Here is a 21,045-nt window from a genome sequence, read left to right as displayed (position 1 = left end):
GCGCAGAACGCACCGCAGCCCTTGACGGATGGCTCTGGCACTACAACCATCGCCGCCAACACAGCGCCCTCAGCCGCCAAACCCCGGCCCAGCGACTGAACAACCTGCTCGGGACTTACAGCTAGAGGCGCTTCTGAGCGACGAGGGCGTTTGAGCTCCGGCACGCAACGCCAGCGCGTCCTAGCTGCGCTTCAACGCGCTGGAAGCCACGGGATCACGCAGCACGATTTCCGGCTCGGGCGAACGGCGATCGACGGCGGCCCACCGGTCGCGCGTCTCGCCTCACGCATCGATGAGCTACGTGACGACGGCTATCGCATCGAGAACGCCGGGTGGCGGAGGGGGCTGAAGGTCTATCGACTCAGCCAGTCGGCCCCGGCGCCTGCGTCACCGCCAAGGCTCTTCGACGACGCGGGGTAGTCCCGTTGGGAGACGGAGTGCGAACAAGGCTCGTTCGGCCCACCGACTGGTTCCCGCTATCGGTCCACTTCCCCGACGCCCGACGGATCGACATCCTCGGTCAGGACTTCGGTCCGGCTGGGCCGTACACGTTCGTCTGCCTCATCGCGCTCGCGAAGGACCAGACCTACACCGGCGGGGTGCCCGGCGTCGCGAAGGGGACGTGGCGGTCGCTGAGCCTGACGGCGTTCCTGCACGACGCAGATGCCGGACGAGCGATCGGCCTACGTCGTGCGGAGCTTGGCCTCGTCGAGCTTCGGGAGGACGGTCACGCGTTCGAGGCGCGTCTGACTGAGTGGTTCGACTGGGAGCCGAAGGACGCTGGCGCGGCGAAGCGCAAGGCCGCTCAGCGAGAGCGTGACAAGTCACAAGAGGTAGAGCAGAGCAGACCAGACGTAGAGGATCGGCCACATAGGGATAGGGAAGAGCCTGGGTTCTGATGCCCGACGCGAAGCTCGAGGACTTCCTAGACCACCCTGTACTTGCCCCTCTTGTGGCCGCTCGTTTGGATGCCGCGTACGCCCGCGGCTACCGGGACGGCTTGCAGGCGGCGACGACGACGGGACGCCGTGGTGAGGCAGTCCGGTGGCTGCGCGCGACGCTGGCCGATGGACCGCGCGACGTCGCGACGATCAAACGGGGCACCGGGGACGCGGGGATCTCGTGGCGCACGGTGGAGCGCGCCTCTCGGGAGCTCGGCGTGGTTAAGGTCCCTGTCGGTCCGCGGCAGCCGTGGGTGTGGCGTCTGCCTGAGTCGGCCAACTCCGCCACGGTGCGAGAGACGGGGCTCGAAACTTAGAAGTCCAATGCCGACCACCCTCGACAGCGCGAACCTCACGTCACCGGCCTGCCCTGGGGGCACGCCCCGCCGGCACCGATGTTCGCGTGGTAGTTGAGCCTTGGGGTCGATCGGAGCCGCGCCGCGCTAGGACCGCACCCGGCTTCGCATCGACGAGCAGTACGTCAACCGGCCTGACACGCCGCCCGCTGTCCACGAGGGCACCGGGAGCACGCGGCGCAACGGCTGGTGGCTCAGTGCCATTCGGGTCTGCGGAGAACGCACGCCCGGACATCGACGGTCCCGATGAACCTAAGCGGCAAAGGCACGCTTGTACAAAGACCTCAGTGAGCTGCGCTCGCAGCTCGACGAGAAGCGCAGCAAGCGCGACCGGCAGATTGCCGAACGCGCGAACCTCCTCAGCAGGCAGGACGCCGGCCCTGACGCCGGCATCGACGAGCGGCTGAGCAACACGAACCGCGGCATCGAGCGCCTGGACAACGAGATCCGGGACCTCGAAGCCGAGTACGGCCGGGTGACCGCATCCCGCGAGCGGGTTGCGCACCATGCGAAGAACCCGAACAGCCACGAGGATGGCTCTCCGCCGGCCCCCGCGGCTCGCCGCGTTGACCGCTCCCCGGTCGCTCGGGCGCGTGACGAGGCGCTTCGGAGCATGGAGCGCATCGCGGACGACCTGGGCGCCCGCGCGGCCACTTCGCTGGAGGCGTTCGTCCAGCGTGACCGTGACGGGCTGGACGCTCGGTACATCGCCGCGGTGTCTGCCGAGCCGTACGAGCGGGCATTCGCACGCCTGCTGAGCCGACCGCAGACCGCGCAATTCGAGATGGCGGCCGACGAGGCTGAGGCGCTTCGCCGGGTGGCCGACGTCACGCAGCAGCGTGCGATGGCCGTGGGTACCCCGTCCGCTGGCGGCTACGGCATCCCGGCCACGATCGACCCGACGATCATGTTGACGTCCGATGGGGCGATCAATCCGCTCCGCGAGGTCGCGCGCGTCCGCTCGATCACCACGAGCGAGTGGCGCGGGATCTCATCGGCTGGCGTGGTCGCGTCATTCGGCGCCGAGGGCTCGGAGGTCGCGGACGGCACGCCGACGCTGGCTCAGCCAACGATCACCCCGGAGCGGGCTTCGGCCTTCGTGCCCTTCAGCTTCGAGGTGGGTGCCGACTACCCGGCGCTTCAGCAGGAGCTCGGCCGTCTGTTTGCGGACGCCAAGGACACGCTGGAGGCGGAGAAGTTCGTCACCGGCACCGGCCACGGTGACGAGGAGCCGCAGGGCATCCTCACGGGCGCGACGGGCACGGTTGCGGCAGGTACGGCGTCGTTCGCGGTGGCGCACCTGTACAACACGCAGAACGCGTTGCCGCCGCGGTTCCAGTCGCGGGCGTCGTGGCTGACGTCGCTCGCGGTCAAAAACCAGGCGAAGCGTCTCGTCGGTACGGCTGACCCAGACGAGCCGGCGCTGTTCAACGACGCCGGGGACATGCTGCTCTCGAAGCCGTGGCGCGAGGTGTCGGACATGCCGACCGTCACGACGACCGGCTCGAGGATCGCGGTGTATGGCGACATCGCAGCGGGCTTCGAGATCGTGGACCGGGTCGGTATGAGCGTCGAGCTTGTGCCGCACCTGTTCGGCGCGTCGGGCCGTCCGACCGGGCAGCGCGGCTTGTTCGCGTGGTGGCGGACGTCGAGCGGGATCGTCAACCAGGCCGCGATTCGCGTGCTTCAGACGACCTAATGATGCAGCGGACGGCTATTCGTGCCGCCGCTCCCTCTTCCCTGCCGCGGGGCCTCGTGCTCCGCGGTGGGGAAGGCGAGGGCGGGAGCGGGCGCACCCTCACCGGTCACTTCGGCGTGACCAACGTGTGGACAACGATCCACGAGTACGACTGGGACAACGGGGGTTGGACGACCTACCTCGAACGCCTGGCGTCAGGAGCGTTCACCCGCACGTTCGCGGAGGACCGCGAGCAGATGCGCGTGATGCTCCAGCACGGGCGTGACCCGTTCCTCGGGCGGAAGCCGATCGCGGCCATCAAGACGCTGCGAGAGGACGGCACCGGCGCGTTCTACGAGGCCGACCTCCTGGCCGGTGTCCCTGAACTCGTTGTGTCCGGCCTGCGCGCCGGCACCTATGGCGCGTCGTTCATGTTCCACATCGGTGACGACGACTTCGTCAGGGAACCCGGAGAGTCTGAGCACAACCCGGACGGCATTCCCGAGCGCACGATCTTCGACGTGACCGTCAGGGAGTTCGGGCCGGTGGTCTGGGGCGCGTACCCGCAGGCGACCGCCGGTGTGCGGTCGCTCGTCGACCTGAGTGGCTACTTCGAGCGAGAGCGGAACGCGGCATGAGCGACGATCCGATCCCGGACCTAGATGCGTTCGAGCGCCTGATGGCACAGGCCAACGGCGGCGAGGTCGTCGACTTCGCTCGGCTCTCGGGCCTGATTGAGCACGGCGTCACGACGCACCCTGAGCGTGAGCGTGTGTACTCGTGGCTGCGGCAGGGCGCGACGTTTCACGCCCGCCACCGCGACGGCGAGGTAGAGGTGCGGCTTGCCTTCACCGACGAGGCCGAGGTCGTGGCCGCCATGCGAGCAGACGTGTGGGGGCATGAGCCGGAGCCGGTCGACCCGGCCAACGTCGGACAGACGCTTGACGTGATCTCGGCGCCGGTGGCGACCCTGCGGACCGTCAATCAAGGATGAGCCGCGCGACGTTCGAGGAGGCCGCCCGCTGCGCCTGCGGGACGCGGTACCTCCGCACAGAGGACCACCCCGGCGAGCGGTGCCGCGGGTGCATGACGAACGCGATGCCGTCGACCAGTTCCGGCAAGCCGCGGCGACGAACCACGAAGCGGAAGCGGAGCTGACGATGCCTCACGACGAGATGCTCATGCTGACGACGGATTGTCGGATCGAAGCGATGAAGGGCGAGGAGAGGATGGCCGTTCGCCTGCCGGCTGGCACGGCGATCGTCACCGACGACGAGCACGCCGCCCGCGGGCTCATCTGCGCGCGCATCGTGTCGATCGTCGGACCGGGCAAGGACTGAGCAGTGGGCGGCTACAACGTCGGCTCCGACTTCTCGCGCACACTTGGAGGCATTCAGTCGGGCGTGGAGGTGCTCCAGCGCCGTGAAGCTCTCGACCACGCGCGGCGAGTGAACGAGGAGAGCTACCGGCACACCACGGGCACGTCACCGCACATCGGTGAAGGGACGTTCCTGCGGGTGTCGTCCGGCGCAGTCGTGTCGATCTACGTCGTGAGCACGGGCTTCGTCGAGGACTTCGGGACCGGCATCATCGATGTCGTGATCCGCCGCAGAGTGCGAGACGACGTGACGGGCGAGATCGTGGACGGCCCGGAGGTGTACTCGGTGCAAGCGCTCCAGTTCGACTCGGTTGGGTTCGGGACCCGTCGTGCCTCTGCTCCTGGCAGCGCGATTGGCGTCTACCCCGAGCAATATGGAGGTGCGTTCATCGCGCCGGAGGCCAATGGGGGATCGTTCAGCGTCCGACTTCGCTACCGGACCGCGGGCGGCATCGCGCGGTTCACCGACACCCGCATGATCGTCTGGACCGTGTGACGGGCTCAGTCGCGTCCGCACACCTTGAAGCCGTAGCCCTCCGCGATCCCGTGGTAGCGCTCCTGCACGCCGTCGATCCGTTCGCTCGCTTTCGTTACGGCAGCTACCCCGGCACCGTCGGCGAGAGCGTCGGCGAACTGCGCGATGGCATCCGCGTGACGGCGCACGAGGCTGCGGTAGCGGTCGATCACAGACTCGTCCGCGATGGGTGCCTGTAGTTCGTCGAGCTCATCCGCGAACCGGGCGGCGAGTGGCTTCATCCGGGCGGCGAGCGGCGCGAGCTGAGCGAGGGTGTCCGCTTGGTCGATCTCACGCATGAGCGATGTGGTCCGGTTGCGGTGCTGCCGGCACACCTCGTCGGCCTTCGCTATGAACTCCGCGCGCGTCGGGCCGGCGTCCTGGGGTTGCGTCGCCGCGACCGGGGCGGCCTTGGTGTGCTCACCGGTCTCGCGCTCAGCGGTACCACCGCACGCGGCCAGCACCACGGCGGCGGCCGAGAGAGCCACGACGAGAGCGTTGCGCATTATGTGGGCGACCGTACGCCGGACCGAGACACAAAGCAATGTGCGGGTGAGCTTCAACTCGTCCGACCAGGCGACCACACTCGCGGGTATGGACGCACCGACTGCGGCGATTGTGGGGGCGGCTATCGGTGGGCTGACCGGCGGTGGCGCTCAGGTGCTGATGTGGCACATCACACGGCGCTCGGACGCGCGCGCTGCTCGCCTACGCCTCCTGGACGATGCGATGGGGCGCCTCTCCACGCATCGGCGTCTTATCAGCGAGGGTTGGGCGATGTGGCGTCAAGGCGTGCCGGTCGCGCAGGAGTCCGCCCAGCAGAACACGCGCGCGATTCTCGATTCCGTCGAGCAGGTGTGGAAGATGGAGAACTCGATCCGCCTGCACTTCCCGGACGACCATCCAGTCTCATTCGCCTTCCGCTCACATGTGGACGCGGTAGGCGCGCTCTATGAGTTGGTGGGCGAGCGTGGGACCTCCGACGTTCCACCTACTGCCGCCGCGAATGAGCGGTGGCACGCACATGTGCGAGACGTCGTCCGCGCCCAGAAGGCGCTCGTCGAGGCAGGACGCGTCGAAGTGCAGGCGGGGCCGTTGGGTGGATGGAATCGGCTCGCGCGCCGCCGGCTGCACTGGCCCGGCGTTGGCTAGGGGGGAGGGGTCGTGTCTTTGAGGTGGCGGGGCCTGGTGAACACCCGCCATTGGCCGCACCAAAAAACGCAACTTTTCGGTTGCGCCCCATGCGCAATGCCTAGATTGCGCTTTTACTGATGGGGTTCGTGGCCTCGCGCGCGCGGGGGTGTGCCCCGTTTGCGTCCGTCCGATACCCCCACGGGGGTACTTCTTAGCCCCTTTGGGTGCCCGCCTCGATGTAGGCCAAGCCCCCTGCTGACCGCGCTCGCAAGCCTGCCGCTCGCCCAACTTCTCGCCGGTCGGCGATGACTTGGCTCGCCCCCGCTCCTCGCGAGACCGAGGCCGCGCCGAGACGGGGCGCATCTCAAGCAGGTTCACCGAGACGTGTGTACATCGTCTACACCTGAAACCGTCGCCGGCCATGACGGGCAGGGGAAGTCGCTGCGACAGACCGCGTCCAAGACCTACCCCGCGCAGCGCACCGCGCCGCGCGCAGGCGTTGCGAGCGTCGCATTGCGTCTTTTACATTGCGAGTACGACATTTGCAAGATCTGTCGCACATATCTAGTCTGTGGCCTGGCAACATGACGAGAACGGGGCACGAGATGGGCATGGCGCAAACGGACCGCGACTCAATCACCGCGGTGTTGGACTGCTTGGAGTGGGAAGTCGCGCAGGCAAGGATGCGTGGAAACGATGTGCTCGCGTCGGTCTACGAAGGGCTGCTCAGCACGCTGCGCGAGGCGGCGATTCAGGCGATGCCCTCCACGGCCGCGTGAACGGCCGTCTCGCGGCGTTCGGTGCGGTCTCGGCGTACTCGTCGATCGAACTGCGAGACACGGCACCGCGGGGGGAAGTTCGGGCTTTAGCGGCTCGCGATAAACCCCGCTAAAGCCGTAAAGGTGCGGGAGGTTCGGCCACTTGATCGACTTCCCGCGGCCCACTGGCAAGCCGGCGTTCACGGCCGATTTGGTTCCCACGCCTGCCGCGCCCTCATGCCGTATTGGCCCACCTGAATCCGTCACCGGCCAGGACGGCAAGACCTACCCCCGCGCAGCGGTCCGCAAAGCGGCCGTCTCTCCCGCCCCGGGGAGTCTGTCCTCCTTGCAAACGAACTGCAAACCAACTCGCTTGCACCCGGCGAAGCGCTGAGACCCAGCCCGTCACGCATCGATCACGAATGCCCTGCTAATCCGCGACATCCTGCGATTAGTCGCTACAGCGCGACACGGCAGATACCGGACAAGATGTCCGAGGACGCGAAGTTCGCGCTGGGCTACTAGTCCGACCTGCCGCGCGTGAGTCCTGGCGACGTGGCGGAGCGGCCGATCGGGGTCGGGATCGTCGGGCTCAGCGCATCCGCCGGCTGGGCCGCGCGGGCCCACGTGCCGGCGCTGCAGTCCGTCGACGGCCTCGAGCTGCGGGCGCTGGCGGCCAGCTCCGCTGCGTCGGCGAGAGCAGCGGGCGACGTCTTCGGCGTCCCGGGTGTCGGATCCGCAGCGGAGCTCGCCGCGCGCGACGACGTCGACCTCGTCGTGGTCGCGGTCAAGGTGCCGCACCACCGCGAGCTCGTCCTGGCGGCGCTGGAGGCCGGCAAGCCGGTGCTCTGCGAGTGGCCGCTCGCGGTCGACCTCCAGGAGGCCGAGGAGCTGGAGCGTGCGGCGCGCGGGACGCGCTCCTTCGTCGGGCTCCAGGGCCGGACGACGCCCACGTTCCGCTGGCTGGCCGACCTCGTGGGCGAGGGGTACCTGGGCGACGTGCTCTCGGCGACCGTCGTCGGGTCGTCGAGCGGGTGGGGCGACCCGGTGTCCGACCGCGGGCGGTACCTGCTCGACCGGCGCAACGGCGCGACGATGCTCTCGATCGCGTTCGGGCACGCGATCGACGCGGTGTGCCTCGTCGTCGGCGAGCTCGAGCACCTGTCGGCGACGACGGCGACCCGCCGGCCGTTCGTGCCGGACGCGGCCACGGGCGAGCCCGTCCCGATGACGGCCGAGGACCAGGTCGCGATCTCCGGCACGGTCGCCGGCGGCGCAGTCCTCTCGGCGCATCACCGGGGCGGGATGGCCCCGGGGTTCCTCCTGGTGATCGATGGGACCGAGGGCCGGCTGGAGGTCACCGCGCCCACGCATCCGCACACGACGCACGTCACGGTGCGCGGCGCTCGCGGCGATGACCCGCTCGCGGAGCTGACGCTCCCCGCCGCGTACGACGCCTACCCCGAGCACGCCGGGACGCCGGTCAGCGCGGTCGCGCACGCCTACGCCGCCATCCGCGACGACCTCCTCCAGGGAACCACCACCGCGCCGGACTTCGCGCACGCCGTCGCGCGCCACCGCCTCCTCGACGCGATCGAGCGCTCCTCCGCCGCCGGCCGCCGCGTCGCCGTCTGACCGCGCCGCCGGCGGGTGGTAGAAGTCTGCCCGTGGCCTCGCACCGGATCTACAAGATGAGCGTCGGAAGCGTCTACCCGCACTACGTCGCCAAGGCCGAGAAGAAGGGCCGGACGAAGGAGGAGGTCGACGAGGTCATGTGCTGGTTGACCGGCTATGCGCCGCGCGACCTCGCCGAGCGGCTGGAGCAGGGCACCGACTTCGAGACCTTCTTCGCCGAGGCCCCGGCGTTGAACCCGGCGCGCAAGTCGATCACCGGCGTGATCTGCGGCGTCCGCGTGGAGGACATCGAGGATCCGCTCATGCGGGAGATCCGGTACCTCGACAAGCTGGTCGACGAGCTCGCGCGGGGCAAGGCGATGGAGAAGATCCTCCGCACCCCGTGAGCGGGCTACGGCTCGACAGCGGTGCGAGGATGAGGCCTGCCATGTCGGGACCGTCCTCCGCCGAGCTGCTCACCGCGTTGACGACCGAGCACTTCACGCTGCAGGGCGCGCGGGCGCAGACGATGAGCGAGAGCTCGGCGCGCGCGTCGATGTTCGTCCTCGCCGTGTCCAGCGCGATGGTCGCGCTCGGGTTCATCGGCCAGGTGTCCGGCACCGGCACGGAGTTCACGGTCTTCGCGCTGATCGTGTTGCCGACGCTGTACGTGCTCGGCGCCGCGACGTTCGTGCGCCTGGTCGAGTGCGGGGCCGAGGACTTCCGCTACGGACTGGCGATCAACCGGATCCGGCACCACTACAAGGAGATCGCGGGGGATCGGGCCGACCTGTTCCTCCTCTCGGCGCACGACGACGGGCCTGGGGTCTTCGCGAACATGGGCCTCCCACCGGGCAGGCGGAGCCCGCTGTTCGCGTTCTCGACCGCGGTCGCGACGATCGATGCGGTCGTCGGCGGCACCGCGGTTGCGATCCTCCTCGGCCTGGCGCTCGATGCCTCGCTCGCCGTGTCGGCCGCGGTGGGCGGCGCGGCGGCGCTCGCGTCGATGGTCTTCTGGGTCCGTGCCGCGGGGCGCCGCCTGGCCGCGGCTGCTGCAGTCGAACCGCTCTTCCCGACGGGGTCTGCGACGACCGACGAGTAGTGGAGGTCCCGGCGAGCGAGTCCCTCGCGGAGCCTCGGAAAGCTCGTCAGCCGCGCACCACGGTCCACGCGATGCCGTCGTGCTGCTCGGCGACCGTGCCTGACGGCGGCGGCCAGCCGTCGCGCGCGCCCGGCCAGAACGTGCCGACGAGGTGCTGCGGGTCGTTCGTGGCGATGATGCGGCCGCGGTGGTTGACCAGCGCGGCGACGCCGTCGGCGCTCGCGAGTGCGGGGCCGGCGACGGCCTCGATGCCGCCGACCGCGACGTCCGCGCCAGCGACCCCGAGGAAGCGGCCGTCGCGGACGACCGGGACCGTGAGCGTGAGGATGTGCTCGTTCGTGCCGCTGTGGTCGACGAAGGGGCCGGCGATCCAGCGGCGGCCGGTCTCGCGGGGCGTCGTGAACCACTCGGCCTGCTCGTAGTCGTAGAAGTCGTCCTCGGCCGGGTCGAGCGCGGCGTTGAGGAAGACCGGGGCGCCGCCGCTCTCGCGCCGCCACCACTCAAGCCAGCGGCCCGCGTCCGCCACCGCGCCGGGCGCGAAGACCATCCCGGCGCCCGCGATGAGGTCGCGGCGGCCGAGGATCTCGTAGACCGTCTCGCGGACCGGGCCGAGCGCCGCGCGCGCCGGCTCCGGCTCTAGCGCGAGCACCGTCGCGCGGATGGCCTCGATCTCGCCGAACACGTCCTCCAGCCGTTCGCACACGCGCGGCAGCACCGGCCCCGGCAGCGGCCGCACGCGCTCGAGGTGCAGCCGTGCGAGCGCGGTCGTCTCGGCGTCGACGTGCCGCGCGACGAGCTCCCGCGCACGCCGAGCATCGCCCGCGCTCACCGCCGCCAGCAGCGCCGCGTGGTCGGCGAGCACCCGCGCGGCGTCCGCCTCGCCCAGCGCCAGCGCGACCAGCCCGCCGGCCTCCTTCTGCACGTCCATCTCGGCGCGCGTCAGGCGCAGCGAACGGGTCGTCGCCGCCAGCTCGACGTGGAACCGCGCGTCGGCCGCGCGCCGCTCGGCCGCGCTCCCCGCCGCGCGGAGCCGCTCGACGTGGCCGGCCAGCCGCTCCAGGTCGCCCTCCGACACCCGCTCGGCCGCGAGCGCCGCGACCGCCTCGGCGACCGCGCGCCGGTGGTCGCCCAGGTCGCGGATGTCGTCGACGGTCAGCGTGTCGAGGTGCGCGAGCATGCGCGCCTCGGCCTCGGCCGCCGGCGCGTGCACGAACGTGCCGCCGCCGCGCCCGCGCCGCGTCCGCACCAGGCCCTTCGTCCGCAGGCCGGCGAGCGCCTCGCGCAGCGTCACGGTCGCGACGCCGAAGTGCGACGCGAGCTCGGCCTCGGCCGGCAGCTGATCGCCGTCGGCGAACACGCCCGAGCGGATCGCGTCCGCCAGCCGCCGCTCCACCTCCGCCACGCGGCCGCGGGTGTCGAGCGGCGCGAGGTACGTGCTGCGGGCGGTCGACGGGAGGCTCGGCATGCCGCCCAAGTATGCCGACGAACAGGTGTTGACATTTGAAATATGGATTCATAGGTTTTCGCGGCCCAGCCAGAGGAGGAGGGAGCAGCACCCGTGAGCACCGACGTCGAACCGCCGCAGACGCCCGGCGACGCCACCGACGAGTTCGTCCAGGAGTGGCGCAACGCCGCGTACAACTGCTACAGCTCAGGCCACAAGTTCTGCCGCGAGGTCTGCCCGGTCCAGCAGGTCACGCGCAACGAGTCGTGGACCCCGACGGCGTTCCACGCGAACGTCGTGGCGATGGAGAAGGGCGAGCTGTCCGTCGAGGACGTCGCCGAGGACTTCGTCAACTGCACGCAGTGCGGCGCGTGCGAGCTGCGCTGCCCCAACACGCTGTTCACCGGCGACTTCTACCGCTTCCGCACGCGGACGGTGGACCTCGTGAAGGCCGTCCGCGCGCTGGCGGTCGAGGAGGGCATCCACCAGCCCGGCTACCAGCGCTGGAACCTGCTCACCGACGAGCGCCGCCACGAGCCGGTGCTCGGCGAGGCCGCCGGGTGCGGCGTGCCGGTCGACCAGGCGCACGTGGCCGACTGGGCCGCGGACCTCGACATCCCGGTCGGCGGCGAGACGATCCTCTTCGTCGACTGCGAGGCGGCGTTCTACCGCACGTCGGTGCCGCGCGCAGTGGCGCAGATCCTCCAGCGCGCGGGCTTCGAGTTCGGCCTCATGCGCGAGCAGTGGTGCTGCGGCGGCCCGGCCGCGGAGATGGGCTACCTCGAGCAGGCCAAGCGGTTCGCGCGGCACAACCTCGACGACTGGCGCGCGAGCGGCGTCAAGCGCGTGATCGTGCTCGACCCGCACGACTACATCACGTTCACCGAGGACTACCCGAAGTACTTCGGCGAGGAGTACGACGACATCGAGATCGTCCTGGCGGTCGAGATCTTCGCCGAGCTGATCCGCGACGGGAAGCTCACGCCGACGGTCCCGATCGACCGCACGATCACCTACCACGATCCCTGTCGCCTGAACAAGCGCAAGGGCATCTGGCAGGAGCCGCGCGAGATCCTGCGCGCGATCCCCGGCCTGGAGTTCAAGGACGTCGACCGCGTGACGCAGTGGTCGTACTGCTCGGGCGGCGGCGCGGGCCTGCCGGTCGAGAAGCCGGAGCTGACGGCCAAGATCAGCGGCCGGCGGCTGGAGAAGGCGGCGGAGCTGGAGGTCGACACGCTCGTCAGCGCGTGCCCGTGGTCCGAGCGGCCGCTCGCGGAGGCGGGCGAGGCGCAGGCGATCGACGTCGTCGACATCCACGAGCTCCTGGCCGAGTCGCTCGGCATCGTGGTCGGCGGCAGCCGCGGGGCGAGCGAGCCGCGCGCGGGGGAGGCGGCATGAGCGCGGTCGCCACGCCGCGGTCGCTCGACGACCAGGTCCTGCGCGAGCTCGAGCGCGCGCTGGGCAGCGACAACGTGCTCACGAGCAAGCCCGCGCGCCTGCACCGCGCGCGGGTCCCCGCGCCGTTCCCCGTCCACCGCTGGGCCGACCACCTGCCCGATGCCGTGGCGCTCCCGGGGAGCACCCAGGAGGTCGCGGAGGTCGTCCGCATCGCGAACCGCTTCGGCGTCCCGGTCGTGCCGCGCTCGGGCGGGACCGGGCTGACCGACGGCGCCGTGCCGTTCCGCCACGGCATCCTGCTCGACCTCAAGCGGCTGGACCAGATCCACGAGATCGACCTCGAGAACCGCACGTGCACGGTCGGCGTGGGCATGAACATGCTCAAGCTCAACGAGGTCCTCGGCAAGCACGGGCTCATCTATCCCGACGACCCGGCGTCGTACCCGTGCTCGCTGGTCGGCGGGCGGATCGGGACGAGCGGCTGGTCGCTGGTCGGCTCGCGCTACGGCCACACGCGTGACCTCGTGCTGAGCTTCACCCACGTCCTGCCGACCGGCGACGTGATCCGCGCCGGCGACGGCGGCGGGGCGAAGATCTCCAAGAGCTCGACGGGCTACAACCTCAAGCACCTGCTGATGGGCCACCAGGGGACGCTCGGCGTCGCGACCGAGGCGACGCTCAAGCTCTACCCACGGCCCGAGGCGGAGCTGTCGCCGTTCTGGGCGTTCGAGGACTACGACACCGCCCACCGCGTGCTGCGCGACCTCGTGCGGGCCGACTGCGCGACGTTCGCGGGCGCGGTGCTGTTCGACGAGCAGAAGGTCGCGTACCTGCGCCGCGACGACGAGGCGTACATCCCGCAGCCCGAGAACGTCCGCGCGCTCGTGTGCGCGGTGCTCTACGGCAACGAGGACGAGGTCCGCGCGGGCGGCAAGCGGCTGATGCGGATCGCGCGCGACGGCGGCGCGCGCTACCTCGGCGACGAGATCTCCGAGGGCGACTGGGCCGCGCGGCACGACCGCTACGCGACGCCGCTGCACGGCCGCACGAAGGCCGGGCAGGTCGTGCCGATGAGCTGGCACTGCGAGGACGCCGCGGTCAACTGGACGCAGCTGCCCGCCGTCCGCCGCGCGTGGCACGAGATCGTCGCCGGCCTGCGCGCGAAGAGCGACGTGTTCGACGACTGGGGCATGTTCGCCTACACCAGCGCGCGCACGGGCGTCGACTACCTGACGGAGATCGACGTCGGCATCTGGGAGCAGGAGCTCGACGACGAGACGTGGGCGATGTGGGTCGACGCCAAGCGGCGGATCGCCGAGGTGGCGGTCGCGCACGGCGGCTCGATCAGCACCTGCCACGGCGCGTGCCGCGAGGGCGAGGTCGACGTCGTCCCGCTCGAGCTGGGCGGCGCGTACGACGTGATGCGCCAGATCAAGCGCACGCTCGACCCCAACAACGTCATGAACCCCGGCAAGTACGGGCTGGACGGCGCGTTCGAGGAGGACGTCAAGTGAGGGTCTTCCGCCACGGCGAGGAGCGCCGCCCGCCGGAGCCCACGCGCGCGAGCGACGTCGCGATCACGCGGTTCGAGCACATCTACGAGGTCGACCCGCGGCTGATGGCCGACCACGTCCGCCAGCAGCCGTTCCCCAACTGGGACACGCAGCGCATCGCCGCGAGCCGCCACGACCACCTGCACTGGATGCATCGCCACTGGGCCAACGTCGTTCTGTCGGGAGAGGAGCTCCTGGATGACTGACATCGCCGTGCCGGCCGCGCCGCCCGCGGCCGCCGACCACCACGACGACGACGCGCGCCAGCTCGCCGAGCTGGGGTACGAGTCGCAGTTCGAGCGCCGGATGGGGCTGTGGGAGAACTTCGCCCTCGGCTTCACGTACCTGTCGCCGGTCGTCGGCGTCTACTCGACGTTCGCGATCGCGTTCCTCGCCGGCGGCGCGCCGATGATCTGGAGCATCGTGATCGCGGGCATCGGCCAGCTGCTCGTGTCGCTGGTGTTCGCCGAGGTCGTCGCGCAGTACCCGATCGCGGGCGGCGTGTACCCGTGGACACGGCGGCTCGTCGGCCGCCGGTGGGCGTGGCTGACGGGATGGATCTACGGCTGGGCGCTGATCGCGACGATCGCCAGCGTCACGACCGGCGCCGTGCCGTTCATCGGGTCGCTGTTCGGCTTCGAGCCGACGCGGCTGACGACCGTGCTGCTGGCCGGGGCGCTGATGGTGATCGCGCTGGCGATCAACCTGAGCGGGACGAAGACGCTCGGCCGCGTCGCGATGGCCGGGTTCATCGCCGAGCTGGTCGGCGCGCTGTTCGTCGGCGGCTACCTGCTGCTGTTCGAGCGCCACCACGACTTCGGGACCTTCTTCGACTCGATGGGCACCGCGGGCGACGGCTCGTACCTCGGGCCGTTCCTCGCGGCGAGCCTGCTCGGCCTCTACCTCTTCTACGGGTTCGAGGCGTGCGGCGACGTGGCGGAGGAGGTGCCCGATCCGGGCCGGCAGATCCCGAAGGCGATGCGCCGGACGATCTACATCGGCGGGTTCGCGGCGCTGCTCGTGACCGCGGGGCTGATCCTCTCGCAGCCCGACTTCGACGCGATCCTCAGCGGCGAGCTGGCCGACCCGATCGGCACGACGTTCGAGGCGGTCTTCGGCAGCTTCGGGGCGAAGGTCATCACGGTCATCGTGCTGATCTCGTTCCTGTCCTGCGCGCTCAGCCTGCAGGCGGCGGCGAGCCGGATGCTCTACTCGTACGGGCGCGACCGGATGATCGTCGGCGGCGCGGCGCTCGCGCGGTTCTCGCCGTCCCGTCACGTCCCGCCGGTGGCGCTGGTCGTGGCGAGCATCGTGCCGCTCGGCGTCATCGCGATCGCCGAGATCGTCTCGACCGACGCGCTGCTGCGCGTGATCGGGTTCGCGTCGGCCGGCATCTACATCGCCTTCCAGTCGGTCGTGCTCGGCGCGCTGATCGCCCGCCGGCGCGGGTGGGTGCCGAGCGGCAAGTTCCGCCTCGGCCGCTGGGCGTACCCGGTCAACGTCGCGGCGCTGGTCTACGGCGTCGCGGCCGCGATCAACCTCGCGTGGCCGCGCGGCGACGGGCTGCCGTGGTACGACCGCGGGGTCGTGCTGATCGGCTGCGGCGTCGTGCTCGTCTCCGGCGTGCTGTACCTGCTCCTCGGGCGCCCCTACGAGGGCAGCGACGCACCGGCCGGCGACGCCGCGCGCCGGACGTGAGGTGACCGGCTAGGCGGCCTTCACAGCAGTCCGCGCCGGCGCGCCTCCGCGACCGCGTCGGCGCGGTTGTCGACCCCGAGCCGGCGGTACAGCCGGCGCCGGTGGCTCTTGATCGTGTGGATCGAGAGGTACAGGTCGCGGGCGATCTGGGCCACGCTCAGGTCGTCCGCGAGCCGCGCCAGCACGCGCAGCTCGGACGCCGTCGGCGGGGTGCCGGCGAGGCCGTCGTCGGCGTGCCCGGCGAGCGCGCGCTCGACCGCCGCGAGCCGGGGCTCCAGCACGCCGACGTCCGCGAAGGGCGCGAGCACCTCGCGCGCGGTCGCGGCCGCACGGCCCGCGTCCTCGCGGTCGTCGCACGCGAGGCCCAGCTCGGCGCGCAGGAGCAGGGTGAACGCGTGGTGCAGCGACGTGGGGTGGTGGCCGGTGACGCGCTCGACGTGGGTCAGCGCCACCGCGGCGTCGTCGAGCCGGCCGGCGCGCCGCAGCGCGTCGGCCTCGGCCTGGAAGGCGACGGAGAACTCGAGCGCGGCCGCGCCGCCGTGCCGCCGTGCGGTGGCCGTCGCCTCGGCCGCGTGGTCCAGCGCCCGCTCGACGGCGCCGCCGTCCGCGGCGCAGAGCGCCAGCGCGGTGTGGGCCAGCGCCCGGCTGGTCGGGAACGTCACCGCCCCGACGTGCAGCTCCGCGATCGCGTGGGCCCGCGCGACGTCGCCGGCGAACCACAGCGCCAGGGCGAGCCGAGCGGCGGCCGCGTGCCGGCTCGGGTCGGAGATCGCGTCGCGGTCCCAGCGGTAGGCGCGGTACCCGAGGTCGACGGTCTCGCCGACGCGCCCGAAGAACGGCCACACGCGCGCGGCCAGCGAGAACCACGCCATGCCCGGCGCGTCGCGGTGGGCGTCGAGCTGCTCCCACCGCTCGTCGAGGACCGCGGGGCCGGCGCCCCGGTGCTGGAGGGCGACGGTGTGGACCGCCTCGCTGAACGGCCCGAGCGGCCCGCGCTCGGCCGGCATCTCCTCCACGAGGCGCAGGACGGCGGCGTGGCGGCCGCTGCCGAGCAGCTCGACCGCCGCCTCGCGCAGCAGCCCGGCCGCGCGGGGCCCGTCGCCGGCCCGGCTGGCGTGCGCGATCGCGTCCTCAGCCATGCCGGCCTGCTCGAACCACCGCGACGCGCGTGCGTGCAGCTCACGCACGAGGTCGGGCGAGCGGCTCTCCAGCGCCTGGCGCAGCAGCCGGGCGAACGGGTCGGGGGAGCGGTACCAGACCCCGCGGGCGTCCCCGTCGAGCTCGGCCACCAGCAGGTTCGCGCGGCGCGCCTCGGCCAGCAGCGGGCGGGCCCCGGGCGTCCCGACGACGTGCTCGCACAGCGCGGGGGTGAACCGGTCGAGCACGGCGCTGCGGACGAGGAGCTCGGCGAGCGGCGGGTCCATCCGCTCGAGCACCTCCTCGGCCAGGTACTCGTCCATCTGCTGCGCCGCGCGCCCGAGCGCCGCCAGGAACGACGGGCCGTCCGCGCTGCGGCTGAGGTTCGCCGCCACGAGCGCGAGGCCGGCCGGCCAGCCGGCGACGTGCTCGTCGACCAGCGCGAGCTGGGCGGCGCTGAGCGCGAGCTCGTGCCGGCCGTTGAGCAGCGCCTGCGCCTCCGCCGGGTCGAACGCGAGCTCTGCGAGGCCCAACTCGGTGGCCTCGCCCGCGGTGCGCCGGCGGCTGAGCCGCAGCGGCGGCGCGGTGCGGCTGGAGACGACGACGTGGGTGGTCGGGGGCGCCGCGTCGAGCAGCGCCGTGAGCGCCCGGTGGGCCTCGTCGTCGCGCACGTGGTGGTAGCCGTCGAGGACGAGCGTGACGCCGTCGCCGGTCGCCTCCTCGAGCGCGTGGACGGTCAACGGCACCACGGCGTCGAGGAGGCTTGCCCTGTCGCGGACGGCGGCCTGCGCCGCCTGGGCGCCGGGGACGACGCCGTCGAGCGCGGCCAGGAGCAGACCGAAGAGCCGCCGGGCGCCGTCGTCGGCGGCGTCGAGCGTCACCCAGGCCACGGGCGTGCCGGCGCGGTCGAGCCACTGGAGCAGCGCGGTCGTCTTGCCCGAGCCGGCCGGCGCGGACAGGACCGTCAACGGCCCGCCGGCGCCCGCGGCCACGCGGCGCACCACGCGCTCGCGCGTGATCGTCCCGCTCAGCGGCCGCGGCGGTCGCACCTTCGTGGCGGCGACGGCGGGCCCCGATGGCCCGCCGTCCGCCGCTGTCACTCCCTGCCCATCCTTGGTTCACACCTTCTCGTGCGGGTCTGCTCGGCACCGGAGGAATAGCGCCGCGGACGCGACGTCGCGGGCCAGTTGGCGCGCACGGGCTCCGGCAACGTGCGCAGGTGCACCGAGAGCTGGACATCCGTCGAGCGGCACCGCGTTTCATCCGGATGAGCCCCGGCGCGGTCGGCGGCGAGCGCATCCGCGGGTGGGGATGAACCCGTGCCTCACCCCGGGTGAAGTTGCTGTTCCGGCGCGTTGGCCGCTGGTAGAACCTGGGCCGCCGATGACCGGGAGTCATCGGTGAAGGACGGGGCTCCGCAGCGATGCGGGCGCCAGACAGGGGAAGACGATGTCCACACAGGTTTGGGGGCCGCTGGCCCTGCTCTGGCCTGCGCACGGTGCTGCCGGCCTGCTGCTCGCCGGAGGGCTGTACGTGGTCGGGGCAGGCGCGCTGGCCGCCGTGCTCTGCCGCGCGGCGCGACGAGGTGACGACGCGGTCGCGGCCGCGCTCGCCGCCGGGGAGATCGAGCGCACCGCGATCGAGGACCGCGAGACCGAGGTCACCGCACCCGACCGCACGGCCCGCCTCACGCGGCGCCCGGCGGCGGTCGCCGTCGCCCCCGGCGGCCGCCCCGCGCGCCGGCGCTGAGCCCACGCTTCGACCACCCATCAGACAGGGAGACCATGCACCATCCACGGATCGGAACCGGGACCCTCGGCGCCGCAGCGGCGCTGGCGGCGACCGCGCTGGCGCTCGCCCCCGCGGCGAGCCAGGCCGCCACGCCGGCGCTGGAGTGCGAGGCCAGCGCCCTCAGGACCAGCCTGCTCGGGGCCACGGCCGTCGAGCCGGCGGTGACCGGGCGCCACGGCGCGTGCCAGACCGGCGCGGCGGGGCTTCCGCTCGCGCTGCCGCCGCTGGTGAGCGCCGGCGTCCTGACGTCCACCACGACGCTCGACGCGACCGGCCCCACGGCGGGCGCGACCGGCGCCGTCACCGGCCTCGACGTCGGGCTCGGCGGGCTGCTGCCGCAGATCGAGCTGCCGACCGAGCAGCTCATCGCCGCGCTCCCGTCCGTCTCGGTGCCGATCCCGAGCCCGCTGCTGACGCTCGTGCGCGTGCTCGACCCGTCGTTCCCGAGCGCGCTCACCCTCGACATCCGCGAGGCCGTGCGGGCCGCGCTGCCGGACCGGCTCGCGGCCGGCTCCCTGCTCAGCGCCGACGTGCTGCGCTCCCAGGCGACCGCGGCCTGCAACGCGGGCACCGGCTCGCTGACCGGCAGCAGCGAGATCGTCGGGCTCGAGGCGCTCGGCCAGGACGTCACGCTCGTGAACGGCGTCGCCGAGCAGGCGCTGCCGCTGCTCGACAGCGCCTCGATCGACCTGTCGACGCTCGACCTGTCGAAGATCACCGTCACGCCGGCCCTCGACGGCCTGACCGGCCCGCTGCTGACGTCGCTGCAGGGCCTGATCCGCCCGGTGCTCGCTGGCCTGCCGCCGATCCAGATCCCGGCGACGGTCGCGCACCTGAGCGTCAAGGCGCCGGAGCAGATCGCCGACGGCACGACGCTCACGCAGCGCGCGCTGCACGCACGCGTGACGCTGGCCGGCCAGGAGCTGCTCGACGCGGTCGCCGGCGAGGCGCGGGTGCGCCGCACGGGCGACTGCCCGGCGCCGCCCAAGCAGGACCCGCCGACGGACACCACGCCCAAGCCGGGCCCGGCCGTGACGCCGCCGTCCAAGAGCGCCACGGTCGCCAACACGGAGCAGCTGAGCGCGTCCGAGCAGCTGCTGGCCTGCACCGACCGCAGGCTCGTGCTCCTCAACGTGCTGCCGGAGGGCGGTCGCGTCCGCCTCGAGGGCGCGGCCGACAAGGAGCTGGTCGGCCGCACGGTGGGGATCCGGCTGCGCGCGACGGGCAAGGTCGTCGCACGGGCGAAGGTCGGCGCCGACGGCTTCTTCCGTGCCGGCGCTCCGCTGCCGGCCGCGTCGATCCGCGCGTCCAACGCCGCGCGCTACACGGCCGAGCTGGGCAGGGAGCGGTCGCTGCCGCTCAAGCTCCAGCGCCGGATGACGCTCACGCGGCTGGTCGCCTCCGGCGGCAAGGTGACGCTGAGCGGCCGCGTCGCCCTGCCGCTGTCGAACCCGGTCGAGCCGGTCCGGATCGTGCGGCGCGTCTCGTGCGGCAAGAGCGTCGTCGTCAAGTCGGTCCGCCCCAACGCCGACGGCACGTTCACGACCACGGTGCCCGCGCCCAAGAACGCGGCCGCGGCGGTCTACCGGCTGTCGACGCGCGTGCGCAAGACGATGCGCAACGCGAAGACGTACCCGACGTACACGCTGCCGGCGGGCGTCGACCTCGACCGCCGGTAGCCGCCGCGTCCTCAGCCCTCCGCGACGAACGCGTTGCGGAGGGCGCCGACGCCCGGGATCTCCGTCACCAGCACGTCGCCCGCGGTCAGGAACCGCGGCGGCGTGCGGGTGAACCCGGTCCCCGCCGGCGTCCCGGTGAGGACGACGTCGCCGGGGCGCAGCGTCGTGACGGAGGAGAGCGCCGCGACGATCGCCGGCACGTCGTGCAGCATGTCGCCCGCCGAGCCGTCCTGCACGACATCGCCGTTGAGCGTCGCCTTCAGGCGCAGCTCACCGAGCGGCGGCAGCTCGTCCAGCGTCACGAGCGCCGGGCCGAGCGGGCAGAACGTGTCGTAGCCCTTGCCGAGCGAGAACTGGCGCCCGCCCGCGTTGAACTGCACGTCGCGCTCGGTGACGTCCTGCGCGACCATCACGCCGGCGACGTGGTCGAGCGCGTCCTCGCGCGCGATGTGCCGCCCGCCGCGGCCGACGACGAACGCCAGCTCGGACTCCCAGTCGACCTGCTCGCGCCCGCGCGGGATCACGACGTCGGCCTCCGGCCCGCAGACCGATGACGGCAGCTTGACGAACGTCGTCGGCAGGGAGCCGGCCTCGATGTTCGCCGTCGCGGCGTGCGCGGCGTAGTTGACGCCGATGCCGAAGATCGTGCCGGGCCGCGGCGTCGGCGCATCGAGGTCGCGCGCCGGCGGGAGCGGGTCGCCCGCGCCGAAGCCGCCCGCGGCGTGCAGCGTGCGGACGTCCTCCCACAGGCCGGCGGCGAGCAGCGCGCTCGGATCGCCCTGCAGGCGCCCGCCGGACAGCTCGTCGAGCCAGTGCGCCCGTTCGCCCTCGGCGAACGCGGCGCGGCCCCGGTGGCAGATCAGCCTCATG

22 protein-coding genes are annotated in these 21,045 nt (G+C 72.2%); 18 read left to right on the top strand and 4 right to left on the bottom strand.

Features of this window, described 5'->3' with window-relative positions:
- The first annotated feature begins 437 nt into the window (after window positions 1-437).
- The 7 genes from AC1UE5_RS06880 to AC1UE5_RS06850 all read left to right on the top strand — a co-directional run bounded on the left by AC1UE5_RS06880 (window position 438) and on the right by AC1UE5_RS06850 (window position 4,849).
- Window positions 438-899 (top strand): hypothetical protein, encoded by a 462-nt coding sequence (locus AC1UE5_RS06880; protein ID WP_482921478.1) that lies wholly within the window; start codon window positions 438-440, stop codon window positions 897-899.
- On the top strand, window positions 899-1,258 hold the full coding sequence (locus AC1UE5_RS06875) for a hypothetical protein (protein WP_482921476.1): 360 nt from the start codon (window positions 899-901) through the stop codon (window positions 1,256-1,258). The genes AC1UE5_RS06880 and AC1UE5_RS06875 overlap by 1 nt, the downstream gene beginning before the upstream one ends.
- 310 nt (window positions 1,259-1,568) lie before the next feature.
- Entirely contained in the window at window positions 1,569-2,996 is a 1,428-nt protein-coding gene (locus tag AC1UE5_RS06870; RefSeq protein WP_482921474.1) for a phage major capsid protein, read from the top strand.
- A complete protein-coding gene (locus AC1UE5_RS06865; protein ID WP_482921472.1) occupies window positions 2,936-3,613 on the top strand; it encodes an HK97 family phage prohead protease in 678 nt (225 codons plus the stop codon). The genes AC1UE5_RS06870 and AC1UE5_RS06865 overlap by 61 nt, the downstream gene beginning before the upstream one ends.
- Complete coding sequence (locus tag AC1UE5_RS06860) at window positions 3,610-3,969, top strand: hypothetical protein (RefSeq protein WP_482921470.1); 360 nt, start codon at window positions 3,610-3,612, stop codon at window positions 3,967-3,969. Before AC1UE5_RS06865 ends, AC1UE5_RS06860 begins: the two co-directional genes overlap by 4 nt.
- 88 nt (window positions 3,970-4,057) lie before the next feature.
- Entirely contained in the window at window positions 4,058-4,315 is a 258-nt protein-coding gene (locus AC1UE5_RS06855) for a hypothetical protein (RefSeq protein ID WP_482921468.1), read from the top strand.
- A gap of 3 nt (window positions 4,316-4,318) precedes the next feature.
- Window positions 4,319-4,849: a hypothetical protein gene (locus AC1UE5_RS06850; RefSeq protein ID WP_482921466.1), complete on the top strand. Its 531-nt coding sequence runs from the start codon at window positions 4,319-4,321 to the stop codon at window positions 4,847-4,849.
- Between the two features lie 5 nt (window positions 4,850-4,854).
- Here AC1UE5_RS06850 and AC1UE5_RS06845 read toward each other — a convergent pair whose 3' ends face one another.
- Window positions 4,855-5,373 carry a hypothetical protein gene (locus tag AC1UE5_RS06845; RefSeq protein ID WP_482921464.1) on the bottom strand — a complete coding sequence of 173 codons (519 nt, stop codon included), beginning with the start codon at window positions 5,371-5,373 and terminating at the stop codon, window positions 4,855-4,857.
- A 46-nt stretch (window positions 5,374-5,419) separates the two neighbouring features.
- Here AC1UE5_RS06845 and AC1UE5_RS06840 point away from each other — a divergent pair, with 46 nt between their 5' ends.
- The 5 genes from AC1UE5_RS06840 (at window position 5,420) to AC1UE5_RS06820 (ending at window position 9,475) form a co-directional block, all read left to right on the top strand.
- Window positions 5,420-6,019: a hypothetical protein gene (locus AC1UE5_RS06840; protein ID WP_482921462.1), complete on the top strand. Its 600-nt coding sequence runs from the start codon at window positions 5,420-5,422 to the stop codon at window positions 6,017-6,019.
- A gap of 566 nt (window positions 6,020-6,585) precedes the next feature.
- Complete coding sequence (locus AC1UE5_RS06835; RefSeq protein ID WP_482921460.1) at window positions 6,586-6,780, top strand: hypothetical protein; 195 nt, start codon at window positions 6,586-6,588, stop codon at window positions 6,778-6,780.
- A gap of 519 nt (window positions 6,781-7,299) precedes the next feature.
- On the top strand, window positions 7,300-8,394 hold the full coding sequence (locus tag AC1UE5_RS06830; protein WP_482921458.1) for a Gfo/Idh/MocA family protein: 1,095 nt from the start codon (window positions 7,300-7,302) through the stop codon (window positions 8,392-8,394).
- A gap of 32 nt (window positions 8,395-8,426) precedes the next feature.
- Window positions 8,427-8,780, top strand: a complete 354-nt coding sequence (locus AC1UE5_RS06825) for a DUF2200 domain-containing protein (protein ID WP_482921456.1) — start codon at window positions 8,427-8,429, stop codon at window positions 8,778-8,780.
- 41 nt (window positions 8,781-8,821) lie between these two features.
- The gene (locus tag AC1UE5_RS06820) at window positions 8,822-9,475 is read left to right on the top strand and encodes a hypothetical protein (protein ID WP_482921454.1); all 654 of its coding nucleotides are present in this window, start codon (window positions 8,822-8,824) and stop codon (window positions 9,473-9,475) included.
- A gap of 46 nt (window positions 9,476-9,521) precedes the next feature.
- On the opposite strand, the gene AC1UE5_RS06815 is transcribed toward AC1UE5_RS06820, so the two are convergent.
- A complete protein-coding gene (locus tag AC1UE5_RS06815) occupies window positions 9,522-10,940 on the bottom strand; it encodes a GntR family transcriptional regulator (protein WP_482921452.1) in 1,419 nt (472 codons plus the stop codon).
- A 93-nt stretch (window positions 10,941-11,033) separates the two neighbouring features.
- On the opposite strand from AC1UE5_RS06815, the gene AC1UE5_RS06810 reads away from it, so the two are divergent.
- The 4 genes from AC1UE5_RS06810 to AC1UE5_RS06795 are packed head-to-tail and all read left to right on the top strand — an operon-like array spanning window position 11,034 to window position 15,568.
- The gene (locus AC1UE5_RS06810) at window positions 11,034-12,317 is read left to right on the top strand and encodes a (Fe-S)-binding protein (protein WP_482921450.1); all 1,284 of its coding nucleotides are present in this window, start codon (window positions 11,034-11,036) and stop codon (window positions 12,315-12,317) included.
- Window positions 12,314-13,831 (top strand): FAD-binding oxidoreductase, encoded by a 1,518-nt coding sequence (locus AC1UE5_RS06805; protein WP_482921448.1) that lies wholly within the window; start codon window positions 12,314-12,316, stop codon window positions 13,829-13,831. The genes AC1UE5_RS06810 and AC1UE5_RS06805 overlap by 4 nt, the downstream gene beginning before the upstream one ends.
- Window positions 13,828-14,076 carry a hypothetical protein gene (locus AC1UE5_RS06800; RefSeq protein ID WP_482921446.1) on the top strand — a complete coding sequence of 83 codons (249 nt, stop codon included), beginning with the start codon at window positions 13,828-13,830 and terminating at the stop codon, window positions 14,074-14,076. The genes AC1UE5_RS06805 and AC1UE5_RS06800 overlap by 4 nt, the downstream gene beginning before the upstream one ends.
- Window positions 14,069-15,568 carry an APC family permease gene (locus AC1UE5_RS06795; protein WP_482921444.1) on the top strand — a complete coding sequence of 500 codons (1,500 nt, stop codon included), beginning with the start codon at window positions 14,069-14,071 and terminating at the stop codon, window positions 15,566-15,568. Before AC1UE5_RS06800 ends, AC1UE5_RS06795 begins: the two co-directional genes overlap by 8 nt.
- Before the next feature lie 20 nt (window positions 15,569-15,588).
- Here the strand turns inward: AC1UE5_RS06795 and AC1UE5_RS06790 are convergent, their stop codons facing one another.
- A complete protein-coding gene (locus tag AC1UE5_RS06790) occupies window positions 15,589-17,805 on the bottom strand; it encodes a helix-turn-helix transcriptional regulator (RefSeq protein ID WP_482921442.1) in 2,217 nt (738 codons plus the stop codon).
- A 349-nt stretch (window positions 17,806-18,154) separates the two neighbouring features.
- On the opposite strand from AC1UE5_RS06790, the gene AC1UE5_RS06785 reads away from it, so the two are divergent.
- Together AC1UE5_RS06785 and AC1UE5_RS06780 are read left to right on the top strand one after the other, a co-directional pair.
- Window positions 18,155-18,454 carry a hypothetical protein gene (locus AC1UE5_RS06785; RefSeq protein WP_482921440.1) on the top strand — a complete coding sequence of 100 codons (300 nt, stop codon included), beginning with the start codon at window positions 18,155-18,157 and terminating at the stop codon, window positions 18,452-18,454.
- Between the two features lie 35 nt (window positions 18,455-18,489).
- Window positions 18,490-20,175, top strand: a complete 1,686-nt coding sequence (locus AC1UE5_RS06780) for a hypothetical protein (RefSeq protein WP_482921438.1) — start codon at window positions 18,490-18,492, stop codon at window positions 20,173-20,175.
- A gap of 11 nt (window positions 20,176-20,186) precedes the next feature.
- On the opposite strand, the gene AC1UE5_RS06775 is transcribed toward AC1UE5_RS06780, so the two are convergent.
- Window positions 20,187-21,044 carry a fumarylacetoacetate hydrolase family protein gene (locus AC1UE5_RS06775; RefSeq protein ID WP_482921436.1) on the bottom strand — a complete coding sequence of 286 codons (858 nt, stop codon included), beginning with the start codon at window positions 21,042-21,044 and terminating at the stop codon, window positions 20,187-20,189.
- Between the last annotated feature and the right edge of the window lies 1 nt (window position 21,045).

It is taken from the genome of Parviterribacter multiflagellatus, assembly GCF_056863265.1.
Note: the sequence above shows the minus strand (reverse complement) of the source record. Positions and strands in the feature narration are given on the sequence as shown.

What these genes read in the sequence shown, in the direction of transcription:
- AC1UE5_RS06875 (WP_482921476.1), top strand. Translation starts at nt 899, where the DNA reads ATGCCCGACGCGAAGCTCGAGGACTTCCTAGACCACCCTGTACTTGCC.
- AC1UE5_RS06860 (WP_482921470.1), top strand. Translation starts at nt 3,610, where the DNA reads ATGAGCGACGATCCGATCCCGGACCTAGATGCGTTCGAGCGCCTGATG.
- AC1UE5_RS06845 (WP_482921464.1), bottom strand. Translation starts at nt 5,373, where the DNA reads ATGCGCAACGCTCTCGTCGTGGCTCTCTCGGCCGCCGCCGTGGTGCTG.
- AC1UE5_RS06835 (WP_482921460.1), top strand. Translation starts at nt 6,586, where the DNA reads ATGACGAGAACGGGGCACGAGATGGGCATGGCGCAAACGGACCGCGAC.
- AC1UE5_RS06820 (WP_482921454.1), top strand. Translation starts at nt 8,822, where the DNA reads ATGTCGGGACCGTCCTCCGCCGAGCTGCTCACCGCGTTGACGACCGAG.
- AC1UE5_RS06815 (WP_482921452.1), bottom strand. Translation starts at nt 10,940, where the DNA reads ATGCCGAGCCTCCCGTCGACCGCCCGCAGCACGTACCTCGCGCCGCTC.
- AC1UE5_RS06805 (WP_482921448.1), top strand. Translation starts at nt 12,314, where the DNA reads ATGAGCGCGGTCGCCACGCCGCGGTCGCTCGACGACCAGGTCCTGCGC.
- AC1UE5_RS06795 (WP_482921444.1), top strand. Translation starts at nt 14,069, where the DNA reads ATGACTGACATCGCCGTGCCGGCCGCGCCGCCCGCGGCCGCCGACCAC.
- AC1UE5_RS06785 (WP_482921440.1), top strand. Translation starts at nt 18,155, where the DNA reads ATGTCCACACAGGTTTGGGGGCCGCTGGCCCTGCTCTGGCCTGCGCAC.
- AC1UE5_RS06780 (WP_482921438.1), top strand. Translation starts at nt 18,490, where the DNA reads ATGCACCATCCACGGATCGGAACCGGGACCCTCGGCGCCGCAGCGGCG.
- AC1UE5_RS06775 (WP_482921436.1), bottom strand. Translation starts at nt 21,044, where the DNA reads ATGAGGCTGATCTGCCACCGGGGCCGCGCCGCGTTCGCCGAGGGCGAA.